The organism is Brochothrix sp., from assembly GCF_017549435.1.
Lineage (GTDB): Bacteria > Bacillota > Bacilli > Lactobacillales > Listeriaceae > Brochothrix > Brochothrix thermosphacta.
In genome coordinates this window covers 1-15,051 of the sequence record NZ_JAFYUW010000149.1, presented here as the reverse complement: position 1 = coordinate 15,051, position 15,051 = coordinate 1, and the positions used below count along the sequence as shown (strand labels likewise).

General features: G+C 37.5%; 16 protein-coding genes. 1 reads left to right on the top strand and 15 read right to left on the bottom strand.

The genetic code is table 11. The features are described 5' to 3' along the window. Window positions 1–289: 289 nt before the first annotated feature. On the bottom strand, window positions 290–1,243 hold the full coding sequence (locus IKV95_RS09915) for an L-lactate dehydrogenase (protein WP_119905327.1): 954 nt from the start codon (window positions 1,241–1,243) through the stop codon (window positions 290–292). A 392-nt stretch (window positions 1,244–1,635) separates the two neighbouring features. On the opposite strand from IKV95_RS09915, the gene IKV95_RS09910 reads away from it, so the two are divergent. Then, complete coding sequence (locus tag IKV95_RS09910; protein WP_029092022.1) at window positions 1,636–3,273, top strand: L-lactate permease; 1,638 nt, start codon at window positions 1,636–1,638, stop codon at window positions 3,271–3,273. A gap of 726 nt (window positions 3,274–3,999) precedes the next feature. Here IKV95_RS09910 and IKV95_RS09905 read toward each other — a convergent pair. The 14 genes from IKV95_RS09905 to IKV95_RS09840 form a co-directional block, all read right to left on the bottom strand. Then, window positions 4,000–4,500 (bottom strand): GNAT family N-acetyltransferase, encoded by a 501-nt coding sequence (locus IKV95_RS09905; protein ID WP_069125443.1) that lies wholly within the window; start codon window positions 4,498–4,500, stop codon window positions 4,000–4,002. A 528-nt stretch (window positions 4,501–5,028) separates the two neighbouring features. Continuing rightward, window positions 5,029–5,610: a histidine phosphatase family protein gene (locus tag IKV95_RS09900; protein WP_069120624.1), complete on the bottom strand. Its 582-nt coding sequence runs from the start codon at window positions 5,608–5,610 to the stop codon at window positions 5,029–5,031. A 556-nt stretch (window positions 5,611–6,166) separates the two neighbouring features. After that, window positions 6,167–6,616 (bottom strand): cupin domain-containing protein, encoded by a 450-nt coding sequence (locus tag IKV95_RS09895; RefSeq protein WP_069125445.1) that lies wholly within the window; start codon window positions 6,614–6,616, stop codon window positions 6,167–6,169. A gap of 55 nt (window positions 6,617–6,671) precedes the next feature. Next, window positions 6,672–7,772, bottom strand: coding sequence for an ethanolamine utilization protein EutH (eutH, locus tag IKV95_RS09890; RefSeq protein WP_069120623.1), 1,101 nt, complete (start codon window positions 7,770–7,772; stop codon window positions 6,672–6,674). A 42-nt stretch (window positions 7,773–7,814) separates the two neighbouring features. Continuing rightward, complete coding sequence (locus tag IKV95_RS09885) at window positions 7,815–8,084, bottom strand: EutN/CcmL family microcompartment protein (RefSeq protein WP_029092027.1); 270 nt, start codon at window positions 8,082–8,084, stop codon at window positions 7,815–7,817. 17 nt (window positions 8,085–8,101) lie between these two features. After that, on the bottom strand, window positions 8,102–8,716 hold the full coding sequence (locus IKV95_RS09880; RefSeq protein ID WP_029092028.1) for a hypothetical protein: 615 nt from the start codon (window positions 8,714–8,716) through the stop codon (window positions 8,102–8,104). Continuing rightward, on the bottom strand, window positions 8,716–9,351 hold the full coding sequence (gene eutD / locus IKV95_RS09875) for an ethanolamine utilization phosphate acetyltransferase EutD (RefSeq protein WP_119904975.1): 636 nt from the start codon (window positions 9,349–9,351) through the stop codon (window positions 8,716–8,718). The genes IKV95_RS09880 and eutD overlap by 1 nt, the downstream gene beginning before the upstream one ends. Before the next feature lie 91 nt (window positions 9,352–9,442). After that, the gene (locus tag IKV95_RS09870) at window positions 9,443–9,715 is read right to left on the bottom strand and encodes a BMC domain-containing protein (protein ID WP_029092030.1); all 273 of its coding nucleotides are present in this window, start codon (window positions 9,713–9,715) and stop codon (window positions 9,443–9,445) included. Window positions 9,716–9,798: 83 nt separating this feature from the next. Then, window positions 9,799–11,247: an acetaldehyde dehydrogenase (acetylating) gene (locus tag IKV95_RS09865; protein ID WP_119945338.1), complete on the bottom strand. Its 1,449-nt coding sequence runs from the start codon at window positions 11,245–11,247 to the stop codon at window positions 9,799–9,801. Continuing rightward, window positions 11,244–11,738: a BMC domain-containing protein gene (locus IKV95_RS09860; RefSeq protein ID WP_069120618.1), complete on the bottom strand. Its 495-nt coding sequence runs from the start codon at window positions 11,736–11,738 to the stop codon at window positions 11,244–11,246. The genes IKV95_RS09865 and IKV95_RS09860 overlap by 4 nt, the downstream gene beginning before the upstream one ends. A gap of 16 nt (window positions 11,739–11,754) precedes the next feature. Then, the gene (eutL, locus tag IKV95_RS09855; RefSeq protein WP_069120617.1) at window positions 11,755–12,408 is read right to left on the bottom strand and encodes an ethanolamine utilization microcompartment protein EutL; all 654 of its coding nucleotides are present in this window, start codon (window positions 12,406–12,408) and stop codon (window positions 11,755–11,757) included. Window positions 12,409–12,426: 18 nt separating this feature from the next. Then, window positions 12,427–13,320 carry an ethanolamine ammonia-lyase subunit EutC gene (gene eutC / locus IKV95_RS09850; protein WP_069120616.1) on the bottom strand — a complete coding sequence of 298 codons (894 nt, stop codon included), beginning with the start codon at window positions 13,318–13,320 and terminating at the stop codon, window positions 12,427–12,429. Between the two features lie 19 nt (window positions 13,321–13,339). Then, complete coding sequence (locus IKV95_RS09845; RefSeq protein ID WP_029092034.1) at window positions 13,340–14,704, bottom strand: ethanolamine ammonia-lyase subunit EutB; 1,365 nt, start codon at window positions 14,702–14,704, stop codon at window positions 13,340–13,342. Window positions 14,705–14,793: 89 nt separating this feature from the next. Then, on the bottom strand, window positions 14,794–15,051 hold a 258-nt coding region (locus IKV95_RS09840), incomplete at its 5' end, for an ethanolamine ammonia-lyase reactivating factor EutA (RefSeq protein WP_287451746.1).

Genomic DNA, 15,051 nt, shown 5'->3' with positions numbered 1-15,051 from the left:
TCTATATCGAAAACAGCTTTGAACATCGTCAAGTTACCGAAGCGTAAATTAAATTTACAGTGTATGCTAATCTTGAGTCCAAAAGGATTCAGGGTTTTTATTTTGGTTTGATATTCAAACGAAACATAAAACGAACACCTTTACGCTCACCAGCCTACTCTTTATCCAAATTAATTAAAAATTATTCACACAGCTATCTTTTGATAGTTGTTTTTTTTGAAATAAAAAAGCCACCCGTTTAAAGGATGGCTTCTAAGAAGTAAAATCTAGCTAAGTTTTTATTCAGAAATTATTTTTCGTTATCGATTGGAATAAATGAATCATCCAATATTTTACGTAAAACACCAGCTGAGTTTTCCATTGCTTTTTGTTCTTCTTCATTCAATGGTACTTCAGCAATTTTAACGACACCGTTAGCACCTAATACAGCTGGTGTTCCAACATATACATCGTTTAATCCGTAATTTGAACCATCCATATAAACGCTTAAAGGTAAAACTGCGTTTTCGTTGTTTAAGATAACGCGAGTTATACGTGCTAATGCACTAGCAACACCATATGCTGTTGCGCCTTTACGTTCAATAATATAGTAAGCTGCGTCACGAACTTTAGCTAAAACTGCTTCTTTTTTCTCAGCATCTAATGGGCCAGTCCAGCTTTCAATTGGCAAGTTACCAATACGAATATTTGACCAAGCGATAAATTCTGAATCACCGTGTTCGCCTAAAACATAACCATGAACACTACCTGCTTCAACGTCAATTAATTCAGCGACTGTTTGGCGTAAACGAGCTGTATCTAATGAAGTTCCTGATCCGATAACACGTTCTGGTGGGAAACCTGTCCATTTCATTGTTGCATATGACAAGATGTCCACTGGGTTTGCTGCAATAAGGAAGATTCCATTAAAATCAGTTTTCATAATTTCACCTAAAATTGATTTTAGAATACGTAGGTTACGTGATACAAGTTCCAAACGAGTTTCGCCTGGTTTTTGAGCTGTACCAGCTGTAATACAGATAACATCTGCATCGCCACAGTCAGAATAGTCTGCTGAATAAACTTTCATTGGTGATAAGAATGGTAAAGCATGTTTCAAATCTAATGCGTCACCTTCTGTACGACGTTTATCTACATCAATAATACCTAGTTCATTTCCGATGCCTTGGTTTACTAATGAGAACGCATAGGCAGAACCTACTGCTCCGTCTCCTACTAAGATTACTTTTTTGTTGTTTGGAATAATTGCTGTCATTTTAAATTCCCCCTGAGTTGTTTTTGTAATTTACACCCTTATTATATGATTAAGCCTTAAACTATTACAATAGATAATAACACGATTAATGATATAAATACTTTAATATGAACAACATGTGACAGCCCGTGAACGTTGCTACATCAATATTCGTATTCAACTATCATTTGTGACGGGTTTCGCTTTTTTGTCACATTTTCCTGTCACATGCTACAAAAGCAATGGAAGCGTTTCCGCATCTTCGTAGTCACACATTAAAGTGAAATTCAAAAAAAACAGTACGTACTTTTAGCTAAAAACGGTTATACTATAGATGCAAAGGCAAAAGGCTTTAGACAGCTGTTTGCAAATAACTATATATAAAGAGGAGTCGGTTTTTTATGAATGAATGGGCGCAGATTTATAATCCATTAGGTAACATTGCATTATCAGGTATTGTTGCAGCACTACCAATTATCACTTTCCTACTATGTTTAACTGTTTTCAAATTACAAGGTTACATTTCAGGTCTTATTAGTATCATCGTAGCTGCAGTTATTGCAGTCTCTGTTTATGGCTTTCCAGTTCAAAAAGTTTTCGGTGCTACAACATTAGGTGTTTTATCAGCTATATGGCCTGTAGCAAGTATCATTGTTACTGCTATCTTCCTATATAAACTTACTGTTAAAACAGGATACTTCGAAATCATTAAAAGTTCTATCACATCAGTAACAGCCGATCAACGGATTCAAGTCATCATCGTAGCCTTTTCATTCGGTGCTTTCTTAGAAGGTGCTGCTGGCTTTGGTGCACCTGTTGCAATTACAGCTGCTATCCTTGTAGGACTTGGCTTCAAACCGCTTTATGCTGCTGGGCTTTGTCTCCTCGCTAATATCGCTGGTGGTGCTTACGGCGCTATGGGTATTCCCGTACTTTCGCCAGCGCTATTAACAAACTTAGACCCACTTTCAGTATCAGCTTACACATCTGTATTAATGCCAATCATTTCATTTATTATCGTTTTCATCCTCATCTTCACAATTGATGGTATTAAAGGTATTCGTCAAACAATGCCTGCAATTCTTGTCAGTGGTGGTGTGTTCGCAGTTGTTCAATTCGCTATTCTTAATACAATTGGACCTGCACTCGTTGATATTTTCTCTGCACTTGCAAGTTTAATTGCTCTAATCGTACTCTTACGTTTCTGGCAACCAAAAGAAATTTATCGTATTAATAAAGATGAAAAAGTTGAAGCAGAAGAAGATAAAGTTAAATACTCATTTAAACAAATTTCATTTGCTTGGTTACCATTCCTTTTACTAACAATTTTTGTTACTATTTTAAACCTCGGTTTTGTTAAAGCATTATTTGCACCAGATGGCCCTTTAAACAAATTGATTTTCAACATTCAAATTCCAGGGCTACATAATTCAGTCGTACAATCTGCTCCTGTTGTTGAAACACAAACAACAATGGCCGCAATATTCAAGCTTGATTTATTCACAAACACAACGACTGCCATTGCTTTAGCAGCGTTAATCACAATGATTATCTTTAAAGTAAGCTTCAAAACATATAAAGACACAGCGTTAGAAACAATTAAAGAATTATGGCGTCCAATCTTAACTATCTGTAGTGTGTTAGCACTCTCATTCATCTGTACATACTCAGGTATTTCAGCTACAATGGGGATCGCACTTGCAAGTACAGGAAACCTTTTCCCTCTCTTCTCTCCAGTATTAGGTTGGTTAGGCGTATTCTTAACAGGATCAGTTGTAAACAGTGGTTCTCTCTTTGCACCTTTACAAGCCGTTACAGCAACACAAATCGGTATTGACCCTGCATTCCTAGTAGCAATCAATGTACTCGGTGGCGACATGGCTAAGATGATTTCACCACAATCAATCGCAGTTGCAACAGCCGCAGTAGGTTTAGTAGGACGTGAAAGCGAACTATTCAAATTTACAATTAAATTCAGTGTCATCTTCTTGGTAGCAGTTGGCTTGTTCAGCTTAGTATTCTCAATGCTGTTTCTATAAAAGATTGAAAGAATAACAAGCTCATTCTAATTTATCCAAATTGAAATGCTAAAAAAATCACTCATTAGACTAAGGAAATTAAATTGTTATAGACTGCTCCATGTCTATACTCCAATTTGATTTTCAGGTCTAGTGAGTTTTTTATGTGTTTATGAAATTTTGATAAAGTAAGCTTGGAATTCTGGAGACAGAAAATGAAAGCAACATTAACCTCGTAAAAACACTGATAAATTGGAATCTATAAACCATCCACTACTTTTTGACTAAGGAATTTAAGTTGGATAGATTGATTACTGAAAGAAAAGCAAGCTCGTTCTACTTTATCTCAATTGGAATACAATAAAAAATACGGCGTGTTAGACTAGAAATTTCAATCGTTATAGACTGATCCCTGTCTATTTCTGATTTAAATTTCAGGTCTCGCCGTATTTTTTTTCGTAATGAAATTTTTGTTGAATTGTCTTGAAGTACTAGAGAACAGTATAAGTAGCTTCAAGACAATTACTTTACGAGAAGAGTATGGGTGTTGACCTTGTTGCGAAGAAATGAGCTTACAAAGATATTATGGGACGAAGCCTTCGAAGAATGTGAGTACCATCCCAAACTTTAATTCCTGGTCATTCCATTTTTCATGTTTCTATAAATTTAATAAATAATAAAAACGCCTAGACTTTTGTCAGGGCGTTTTTTTAGTTATTGATAATATAAATTTGCATTTTTAGCTTATTATAGCTCTAAAAACATCGAATCCTCATCATAATATTTAACACCATCGAACATTGCATTAGGTTCGGTGCCGTATGTCTCAAAACCAAATGTTTCATAAAAAGCTTTAGCTCGCTCATTCTCAGAGACGACAATTAATGTGAGCATCTTAAGGCCTTCCAAAGTACGGGCATGTGCGATAGTATATTCAATCACTGCTTTCGCAATTCCAGTTCCTCGATAGGCTTTTTCACAATATATACCTGCTAGACTACCTTTATGTTGCTCTTTTTCTTCATCTGCTCTAATAAATGATGCTGTACATACGAGCTGATTCTCTTCGAAACCACCAACAACAAATTGTTCTTCAGAAGGCACTAAACGTTGTTCAAATTCTTTTAACGGTAAGTCACATTCCAACTCATAGGTTGAACCGAAGGCGCTTGCATCTGTTTGAAGACCTTTAAGCCGTAGTTTTCTAAACTCTTCTGCATCTTTTTCTGTTAAAATCCTCATTTCCATACGCTTTTCCTCCTTGAAAAGATCATTCAGTTTATATCTTAAAATAGTATAGGTAGCTGCGGAAAAATATTGCTCCTATTAACATACCTCACGTTTTTTTAGTAACGCTTACTTATTATTTTAACAAAAAATGATTATAAATGTTGATTGTGTGCATCTCGACAGTAATAATATCCTCAAATACTAAAACGTTCACACAATAAAACAGTTATCTAAAGGTAGGTTGGCTATCGAAAGTTTAGACGCGACTGATTGTACCCAACTCAAAAAATCTAACCGAAAAGAATATACTATTATCCCTAATAGCAAAGGTATCAAAATAATAACATCTCAGTAAAGATTTAATTAATTTGATATATGTCTCTATAATTTAGTGAGTGAGTAAGCAATTATTAGTAGCTATTTCCATCAAAAAATATCAAAGCAATGCACAAATAAAAGAAGTAAAGTGAGCTCATTTAGAAGGACGTTATTTGAAAAAAAAGCCACAAAAAAATTGTGGCTGCTTTAATGACAATTTAAAATTCATTAATCAATTAAGCTGATTGCTTCTTTAAATTCAAATTCACCCTCCGAATAATCAAATTTAAGAATACAACAGTTTGTAAATTTAATGTTTTTTATCCGCTCTTGTGATACCCATTTTTGGATAAAGCGGTACATCGCTCCCCCATGACTCACACATAAAATAGTATTGTGATTTTCATTTTCCATCACTTCAATTAAAGTACTATTCATTCTCTTTTGAACTTGCTCACTAGATTCTCCACCATAATCTACAAAAAAATCACCATAGGAAGTCTCACCCTCCTTAATTTTCGGATTTAATTGTTCACTTTCTCCTTCAAATAGGCCAAAATTCCATTCCTTAATACCTTTTAAATGAGCTACATTTTTATAGCTACACACTATTTCGGCTGTATCGACAGCTCTTTCTTGTGTTGACGAATAAGCAAAATCAAAGTTTATCTCATGATTAATAAAATAGTCCCTAACAATTTCAGCTTGCTTAATTCCTTCATCTGTTAACGGTGAATCACAAGCTCCTTGTATCTTACCTCTTAAATTAAAAAGTGTTTGACCATGTCTCATCAAATACAATGTTTTCATATTTTTACCTTCCTTTCTTATCCACCCTCTTTATTTTGTATATTAATTATAGTACATTATACTATTTTAAACCATGAGCTTGAGTTTTGAATCGTTGGCTATTATTTGCGGCAATTTCACTTCTTCTAGGTGACTTTTTTTATTGTTAATTTAAGTTTTTACCGACTCACTATTCGCTGCTTTTTCGACCGTTATAAATACTGGCCAACTTACTGGTAACACGTTATTTATAGCCTGATTTTTTTGCGATTTTTGTCATTTCAAATCTCATCAAACAGCAAATTTCACCTGATTCCTAAAAAAATCAGAGCTACAATGTAGCCCTGATTTTCTGTTCTTTATCATTAATCAAACTGTATCATTACCTGCCATTTCGGATGACCTTTTGCTACTAATTCTAGCGTTTTATTAATATCTTCCAAATTGAATTTTGTCGGATTAATCGCTTGAGCAGTCTTATTTTTACGATATATCAGATATTTATTTTAATTGTTTTATTTCTGATTGAACAAAAAATGAAATGATATTCAATGTTTTCAGCTTTACTTTATGATACTTACTTTTGTAGCCAATCTGCAGGGTATGTCACGTAAACAAAACGCGCGTCACCTTGAACAGAGAATTTAATAGCACTACCTTTAGGAACAAGTATGATTTCACCTGGTCCTGCTGAGATAGTTCGTCCTTCAACGATCACATCTAAACGACCTTCAATGATGTAATCAATCTCATCATATTCTAGTTTCCAGTCAAACGTTGTATCTTTCATCACCATGAGACCACAGCCTAAACGTGGGCTTTCATCTAACGATACTAAATCTTTACAATAGACAACATCATTGGGGTTACCAGTATCTAAACGATCATCTTCTGATACATCTAATTGGGGTAGTTTTATCGAGATTACACCACTGGGGTCAACGACGCGATTTGATTGAGTGATACCATTTTCCATTAAAAGGTTACGCACAATCGCTTCAATTGCTGAACGGTCAATATTTGTCATTTTAAACACTCCTCTTATTACATAATTGTTGTTATTATATACAGTTTGTCGTGTATTATTTTTTAGCTTGTTTGTTATTTTTTAACATGCGGTTTGCCATAAACATTGCGACAAAGACTGCACATACACCGGCAATAATCTTACCTACCATCATTGGGAAAATCATCTCAGGTGCAACACCCGCTGTAAATCCAAGGTGATCGCCTAAAACAAATGATGCGGATACTGCAAAAGCAACGTTGATAATTTTACCGCGGTTATCCATATCTTTCATCATTTGAAACATCGGAATGCTATTTGCTAATGTCGCTACCATACCCGCTGCAGCAATATCATTGATGCCTAGTAGTTTACCTAATTTCATCAATGGTTTTCTGAATACTTTTGTTAACACGTATACAAAACAGAAAGCTCCGGCAAGTGTTAAAGCAATACCGCCGACAACTTCAATCCCTTCAGTAACAGGTGTTAACCCTTCAATAATTGTAATATTAAGCAATTGCTCTGTCGCACCGAGTGCTAAACCAAGAATCGCAACAATCACAACACCTTTTCCAAAGACAGTAAAGCCTCTAATCATCGCATCTGGTTTAAACCATAGTCCTGCCATAATAATGGCTGCTACAAGAACGATAGGTACTAAGTTATGCAAAATCATCGCAATTGGGAAACCGGCTACTAACCCACCTGCCAATAAACCGATTGGAATAGTAATCAAACCTGAAAGAACACCTGTTGCCAAGTATTGATTATCATTTTTGTTGATAATTCCTAACGCTACTGGAATAGTAAATACAAGCGTCGGTCCCATCATTGCTCCTAAGATAGTCCCTGCAAATAAACCAGCTTCAGGCGTATTCGCCATTTCCACAGCTAATTGATACCCACCCATATCGTTTGCTAACAAGGTTGTTGCAAACATAGCTGGATCAGCACCTAAAAAGCTATAAATGGGTACAACAATTGGGCTTAATAATTTAGCCAAAAGAGGTGCAATTGTTATAATACCGACCATTGAAAGTGTTAAAGCGCCCATCGCCATAATACCCTCTTCAAAGCGTTCGCCTAAACCGAATTTATTGCCAAAACATTTATCAAGTGCTCCTAATATCATAAAGAACACCATGATGTACATAATAATTTCATTAATACTCATCATTTTCCTCCTAATTCGTTATTCAATTCAACTGGATACCAGTTAATTGCCACGATCAACGGAATCAATAATCCCAACAATCATCGCATCTAACGGTACATCTGGATGTGATGCAGCCACACGTGCGGCACTGCCTTCAGTGACAAGAACAAGGTCTCCTAAACCGGCTCCAACAATATCACCCGCGACAAGTGATCGCTGAGTGTGTGTGGTTTCATCGGTACATACAGTCACAATTAAAAAGGTAATACCATTCAATTTTTCATCTTTACGTGTGGACCATAAACTACCGGTTACTTTACCGATTAACATGAGCTATCGTCCCTTTCTTAGTCTGTTACAACCGTCATATCATGTTGACGTATATAATCGGTTGCCAATGCAGTGAGAATTGTATTTTTAGGCAGATGAATGGTTGTTGTCCCTGCAGATAACAGTTCTTTTACATCCACTTCTGCTAAAACTTTTTTTGCTTGAGGTTGTATAGGTGTCTTTTTAGACAGGTGCACTGGAAATTTCGCAGCCTCTATATCTGCAACTGACATAAAAACAACACCATAACGCTCAAGTGTGGCACGTACTTCTTGCATTTTTTGATACAATGCGTAGCGTGTTGCTTTACGTGTATCTGACCAGTTTATCTCATCCAGGATGATCAGTGGTTTCCCAGCAAGTAACTGTTCTAGATAAAGCGTTTCATCTTCTTGGGGCATTAACGCTGCTAAACGCGCCATAGTAGGAAACGTTAACTCCCCGCAAAAAATTATATCCACTGTTGTTGGGTCCCAACATGTTGTAAGTTGATACTTTTTAGACAGCTGCTCTTTTATATCAGCCTTACACTGCATATTCATTATTAAAAGCGTTGGTTTTGTAGATTGTAAGCGACAGAGCAATTCGTCAGTTACTTTTTTTACTAGCTGCTCAAATGCTTGAGCATCCATTACTTTTCACTCTTCTTAATAAATTCACCACGAATACCTTTTTTGAAACCAACAACATTGGCTTCATCATAATCAATGTGCATCGATGTGGCATAATCAGCACTGACACGAATAACAACATCATCAAAAATCAAAGCACGCGCTCCCTCAATTTTCACTTGGACAATTTCACCTTTGCTGACGTTAAAACGACGCGCATCTTCTTCTGTAATATGAATATGACGTTTCGCTACGATTACACCTGTTTTTAAAATAACACTTTGAGTGCCGTTGATTAACACAATCCCTGGTGTCCCTTCGATGTCTCCACTTTCACGTACAGGCACTCGCAAACCAAGCGATGTCGCATCTGTTGCAGATACTTCTACTTGTGCTGCCGGACGTTCAGGTCCTAAAATAACAACATTTTGGAACGAATTTTTGCCACTCGCAATTGTGATACGTTCCTTACACGCATATTGGCCAGGTTGTGATAAATCTTTAGCTTTTGTTAATTGGTAACCTTCACCAAATAAAGCATCGATTGTAGGGCGATCAAGGTGGATATGACGGCCTGAGGCTTCCACTTCGACTGTATTGACTTCTGGTTTAATCCGTTTGACTATCTCATCAACTAATTGATCGATGTTATTCATCTAAAACCGTCCTATAATTTAAAAATAGAAAGGGTCTGGATTCAGATAACCCTCCAAGCCCTTTCTATTTTAATACTCCTAATGGTTACACTTATTTTGGTAAGATAGCATCAACATCTGTATGTGGACGTGGGATAACGTGTACTGATAATAATTCGCCTACGCGTTCACATGCTGCAGCACCTGCATCTGTTGCCGCTTTAACTGCACCAACATCACCGCGAACCATCACTGTTACTAAACCACCACCGACTTGTTCTTTACCGATTAATTGAACGTTAGCTGCTTTCACCATAGCGTCTGCTGCTTCGATTGCGCCTACTAAACCTTTTGTTTCTACCATTCCTAATGCGTTATTCATAATAAATTCCTCCTAGTATAATTGTTTTTTTATTTATTATAATAATAGCTTTGCCACAACAGTTTTTTTGCTGCTGTCTCAAGTTATTAGTGTAATCGTTCCAATACTTTTTCAATCAGAGTGTTGATTAATTGTTCTTGTGACGTTGCGTCTGTTGAAACGGGTTCACCACGTAAATCTTCTAACTCACGTTTACCATAAGCCACACGGCGAATATTAAAGAGATTCGCAGGTCCAATATTATCAGAAGTTGAACTGCCACCGACTGCGCCACAACCAAGTGTTAAAGCAGGCATTAAGTTGGTTGTTGCACCAATCCCACCTAAAGCACCGGGTGTGTTAACTAACAAACGCGACACGGGTTTATGCAAAGCAAACTCACGAATGACATTCTTATCTTCCGAATGAATAATCATTGTGTGACCTGCCCCTTCTTGATGCAAAATTTCCATACTTAACGCACAAGCTGCTTCCCAAGTTGCCGTTGTGTAAAAGGCTAAAATTGGTGCTAACTTTTCTCGTGAGTAGGGTGCTTTGGGGCCAACATTTGTTTCTTCAGCGATTAAAACACGGGCCGATTGTGGCACTGTTAAGCCTGCTAAATCAGCAATGCGTTGCACCGATTTACCAACAATCAATGGGTTCATTGTGCCATTCGCACGCATGATGAATTTTTCTAATTGCTTCGCTTCAGCAACAGATAAGAAATGCGCTCCCTGTTTTTTTAGTTCGGCAATAACAGCTGCTTTACTGACTTCCTCCACAATAATTGATTGTTCAGAAGCACAAATAGTGCCGTTATCAAATGTTTTTGAATCTAAAATATGTTTAACGGCTTGTGGAATATTCGCAGTACGCTCAATAAACGCAGGACCGTTACCTGGTCCAACACCAATTGCTGGTGTTCCTGATGAATATGCCGCTTTAACCATTGCTGATCCACCCGTTGCTAAAATAACAGCTGTATCCGTGTGTTTCATTAATTCAGCTGTCCCCTGCATGGTTGCTTTTGTCATACAGCTGACTAATCCGGCAGGACCGCCTGCTGTAGCAATTGCGGCATTAATAATGTTTATCGTCTCTAAAATGCTTTTTAACGCATTTGGATGCGGCGAAAACACAATACCATTACCTGCTTTAACAGAAATCAGTGTTTTGTACATCACTGTTGAAGTAGGATTTGTTGAAGGAATCAAGCCTGCCACTACACCCAGTGGGACAGCAACTTCCATAATACCTTCTTCGGTGTTTTCACTTAAAATACCAATCGTTTTCATGTGTTTGATTTTCTCAAATACAATTTTAGAACCAAAAGTATTTTTAACCACTTTATCCTGCCAAATACCAAAACCAGTTTCTTCATGAGCCATCTTCGCTAATTTTTCACGGTTTTCATAACACGCATTGGCAATTGCATGGCAAATATCGTTAATTTTTTCTTGTGGGAATGTAGCTAATTGCTGTTGTGCTTTTTTAGAAGCAGCTAATAGATCGCGTACTTCTTGAATTGATGCAAGATCTTTATCTAATATCATTCGTTGTCACCACTTTCTGAATGGTCTAATAAGGCTTTTACTAGCTTCGCTTTATTAGCAAATTTAATATCACCTTTTTTAATCGCCTTCACTTGTTTTTCTAACGCTAATTTTCGCAATTGATCGACCTTCATTTTTTCCAATTGTTGTAATTTAGTCATTGAAGAAGCTGTTGTTTTCTTTTCAGGCACTGTTTCAACCGTTTGTTTCACTTGTTTTTTTTCAATCAGTAAGGCCTGTGTGTCAGCATCCATGCGAGCAATCACATGACTGGATAATAAACAACCCAGTGACTCTGCAACAACACGTCCACTTTCCACTCCAGCGGTAACCGCACCAACATCCCCCATGACTTGGATGGTAGTTAAGCCGCCACTGATTTTTTCGGCATTGACCAATTCAACATCTGCTGCTTTTAATGTGGCATCCGCCGTTGCAATTGCACCGAGATAGCCATACACTTCAATTAAGCCTAGCGCTCTATTTTCCATAAAAATCCCCTACCTTTTAATAATTTAATGGATTTTCAGCCACTTCAATCACTGCACGTTCAAACGCATCACATGCTGCTGAACAAGCAGATTGTGAACCTGTTAATAGTGCGCCACCAAAGTTTGTTTCTGAAGGCGGTCCATAAAATGCAGCCAAACTAACATCTGCTGCTTTTAATGCAAAATCTAAGGCATAAAGGGCTTCCATCGGTGGTGCAATTAAATAAGCAATCGCTTCACCCTCAGTAATGTTAGCTTCTTTCGCTAAATGACTTCCTGTACGGGCAATACAATAGGCTAAGTAAGGCACAGAATCATCGTCATTTGCGCTAATAAAAGAAGGACCATTTTCAATTGTTGCCAGCACAACGTCCAACCCACTTTTCACTTCAGCTGGACTTGGACCAGCAATAATTCCAATCACTTCACCCGCTAATTTTGTTTGAGCATTCCCAGCACCGCCATAAAAACTACGCGCATAAACGACATCTACAGGTACTGCTTTTGTTGCTTCATCTAATGCAATGTAAGTGACATCATCACAATCAGCAGTAATAATTCCTAAACTCCGTTGTGCCGGGTTAAGATTCAATTGTTTTGCCATTGCTTCATCAACGTTTGAAATGATTTTCGCACTCAATACTGTCGTTCCTAATCGATCTGCTTTCATCTACTTTTCCTCCGCTCTTTAGCTTTCTTTTAAGTCGATTCCTGATTTTTGTTTATCGAGCATTTCTTTGATTAATTCAGCAACAAATGCACCGGCTTCAACAGGTGGTGTTCCACCTTTATGAATGTTTGAAATAACGGTACGACGTGCTTCTGGCATTCCCACAGTTGGACGGTAAGCGATATAAGCACTCATTGATTCTGCTGTGACTAACCCAGGACGTTCACCAATTAGTAAACAGACAACGCCGGCATCTGTTAATTCGCCAATTTGATCCATTGCAGGTACACGACAATGTTTAACAAAAATGACTTCATTAAATTCAAGGTTAAACATTTTTAAGCCTTGTTTAATAGAAGGTAAAATTTCACGAATGTTAGCTCCAATTGCAGCTGAACTTAACCCATCCCCTACAACGACTTGGATTTTAGCCCCTTTCGTCGTATGACTCGTGATTTTTTGAGCCATTTCTTCAGAGAAAACGCGGCCCAGATCGGGGCGTGTCACATACTCATCTTTATCACGACACAGTGTTTCGGTTGAAACAAATTGCATCTCTTCTACAAGCGCTTCATCTACATATGAGAACACGGCATCTTGAGCAGCGGCATGATCGGCACGGAAACGTAACACCGATTGTGTTTTATAACGTGTACCTGCACGACCTAAACCTAAACGTGCGGGTGTAAATTGTTTCATTTTCATATAACCCGCTTTATCATGCGGATTCTCTACCATAAATTGTTCTTTAATGACTACTTCTGTAATATCAGGAATCATCCCATCTTCCACAACGGAAACAGCATTATTTGGTGTTTCGCTTTTTGGATTTTCTGGTGTTTTTTCCGTTTTCGCTCCTGTCATTTCAGTTAAGATATCTTCAATCATTACTTTTAAGTCTTTTTCGTTCAAAATACTCACCCTTTCGTTATTATTTGAGGAAGATTGATGCATCACCGGCACGGCTTGTTAATTTACCATTTTCACTCAAGCCCATTTTTTCCATCCATTGATCAAATTCACTGATTGGTTTTAAGCCAAAGGTATCGCGTAATGTTGCCGTTTCATGATAGCCTGTTGTTTGATAGTTCAACATGACATCATCCCCATGTGGAATACCCATAATGTAGGTACAGCCTGCAGCTGTTAATAAAACAGACAAGTTTTCGATGTCATTTTGGTCCGTTTTCATATGATTGGTGTAACACACATCAACACCCATCGAAATACCTGTTAATTTACCCATAAAATGATCTTCAAGTCCGGCACGAATCACTTGTTTTGAGTCATATAAATACTCGGGTCCGATGAAGCCAACCACTGTATTAACTAAAAACGGATCGTATTTTTTAGCGAAGCCATAACAACGTGCTTCCATTGTTAATTGATCACAACCATAATGGGCATCTGATGATAACTCAGAACCTTGACCTGTTTCAAAGTACATCACGTTTGGTCCAGCAGCCATTCCAGTTTCTAATGCCATTTGGTTCGCATCGCTAATCGTTCCCCCATCAAAACCAAACGCTGTATTCCCTTTTTCAGAGCCAGCAATTGATTGGAATACTAAACCAGTAGGTGCGCCTTGTTTCATTGCTTCCATTTGTGTTTTAACATGAGCAAGCACACACGTTTGTGTTGGAATATCCCATTCAGAACGGAATTCTTCAAAACGATGTAACACACGTTTCACACTTTCAGTTGAATCATCTACAGGATTTAAACCGATTACTGCATCACCAATCCCATAAGATAAACCTTCCATTAACGATGCCATAATACCATCTGGATCATCTGTTGGATGATTGGGTTGTAAACGTGCTGAGAAAGTTCCTGCACGACCAATTGTAGTATTGGCCGTTTTTTCGATATGAATTTTTTTAGCTGCAACAACTAAATCGAGATTCGACATTAATTTTGTGACTGCCGCAATCATTTCTGCAGTTAAACCACGTGAAATATGTTTAATGTTAAAGTCTGTTGTGTTTGTATCAAGCAACCATTCGCGGAATTCTTCAACCGTCCAATTTTTAATACTTTCATAAATACGGAGATTGACTTGGTCAACAATAATACGTGTCACTTCATCTTTTTCATACGGTACTGCAGGGTTATTAAATAAATCCTTTAATTGCAACTGTGCCAGCACAACTTTTGCTGCTACACGTTCTTCTGCTGAGTTTGCCGCGACACCAGCTAAGCGGTCACCCGATTTTTCTTCATTGGCTTTCGCCATTACTTCCATTACTGATTGAAAAGCATACACTTTTCCAAATAAACTTGTTTTTAAAATCATTTTATTTCCTCCTTTAATTTTGTTGCTTGAAGTCACTTATTAATTGCCTCATTTTCCTAAGTGATGCATGTGCTTCTCTTCAGTCTGCCTTAATTGAAGACGAGTGTTTTAACGATAACAGGTAACACTTTTCCTTCTGCTACCGGTAAACCAATGTCAATATAGTCGCCATTTTCTACCTTGACACTGTCAAGACAAACAAAGGGATACGCTTGTGGTAATTCAGCAAACAATGCTTGACCTAATGCTTTTGCCATATCTTGAGCAACAACAATCACAACCGGATAGTTCTTCTCAATAAGAGGTTGTAAACCTGTGACAATTGCCTTCGCTAGGGATTGGATACG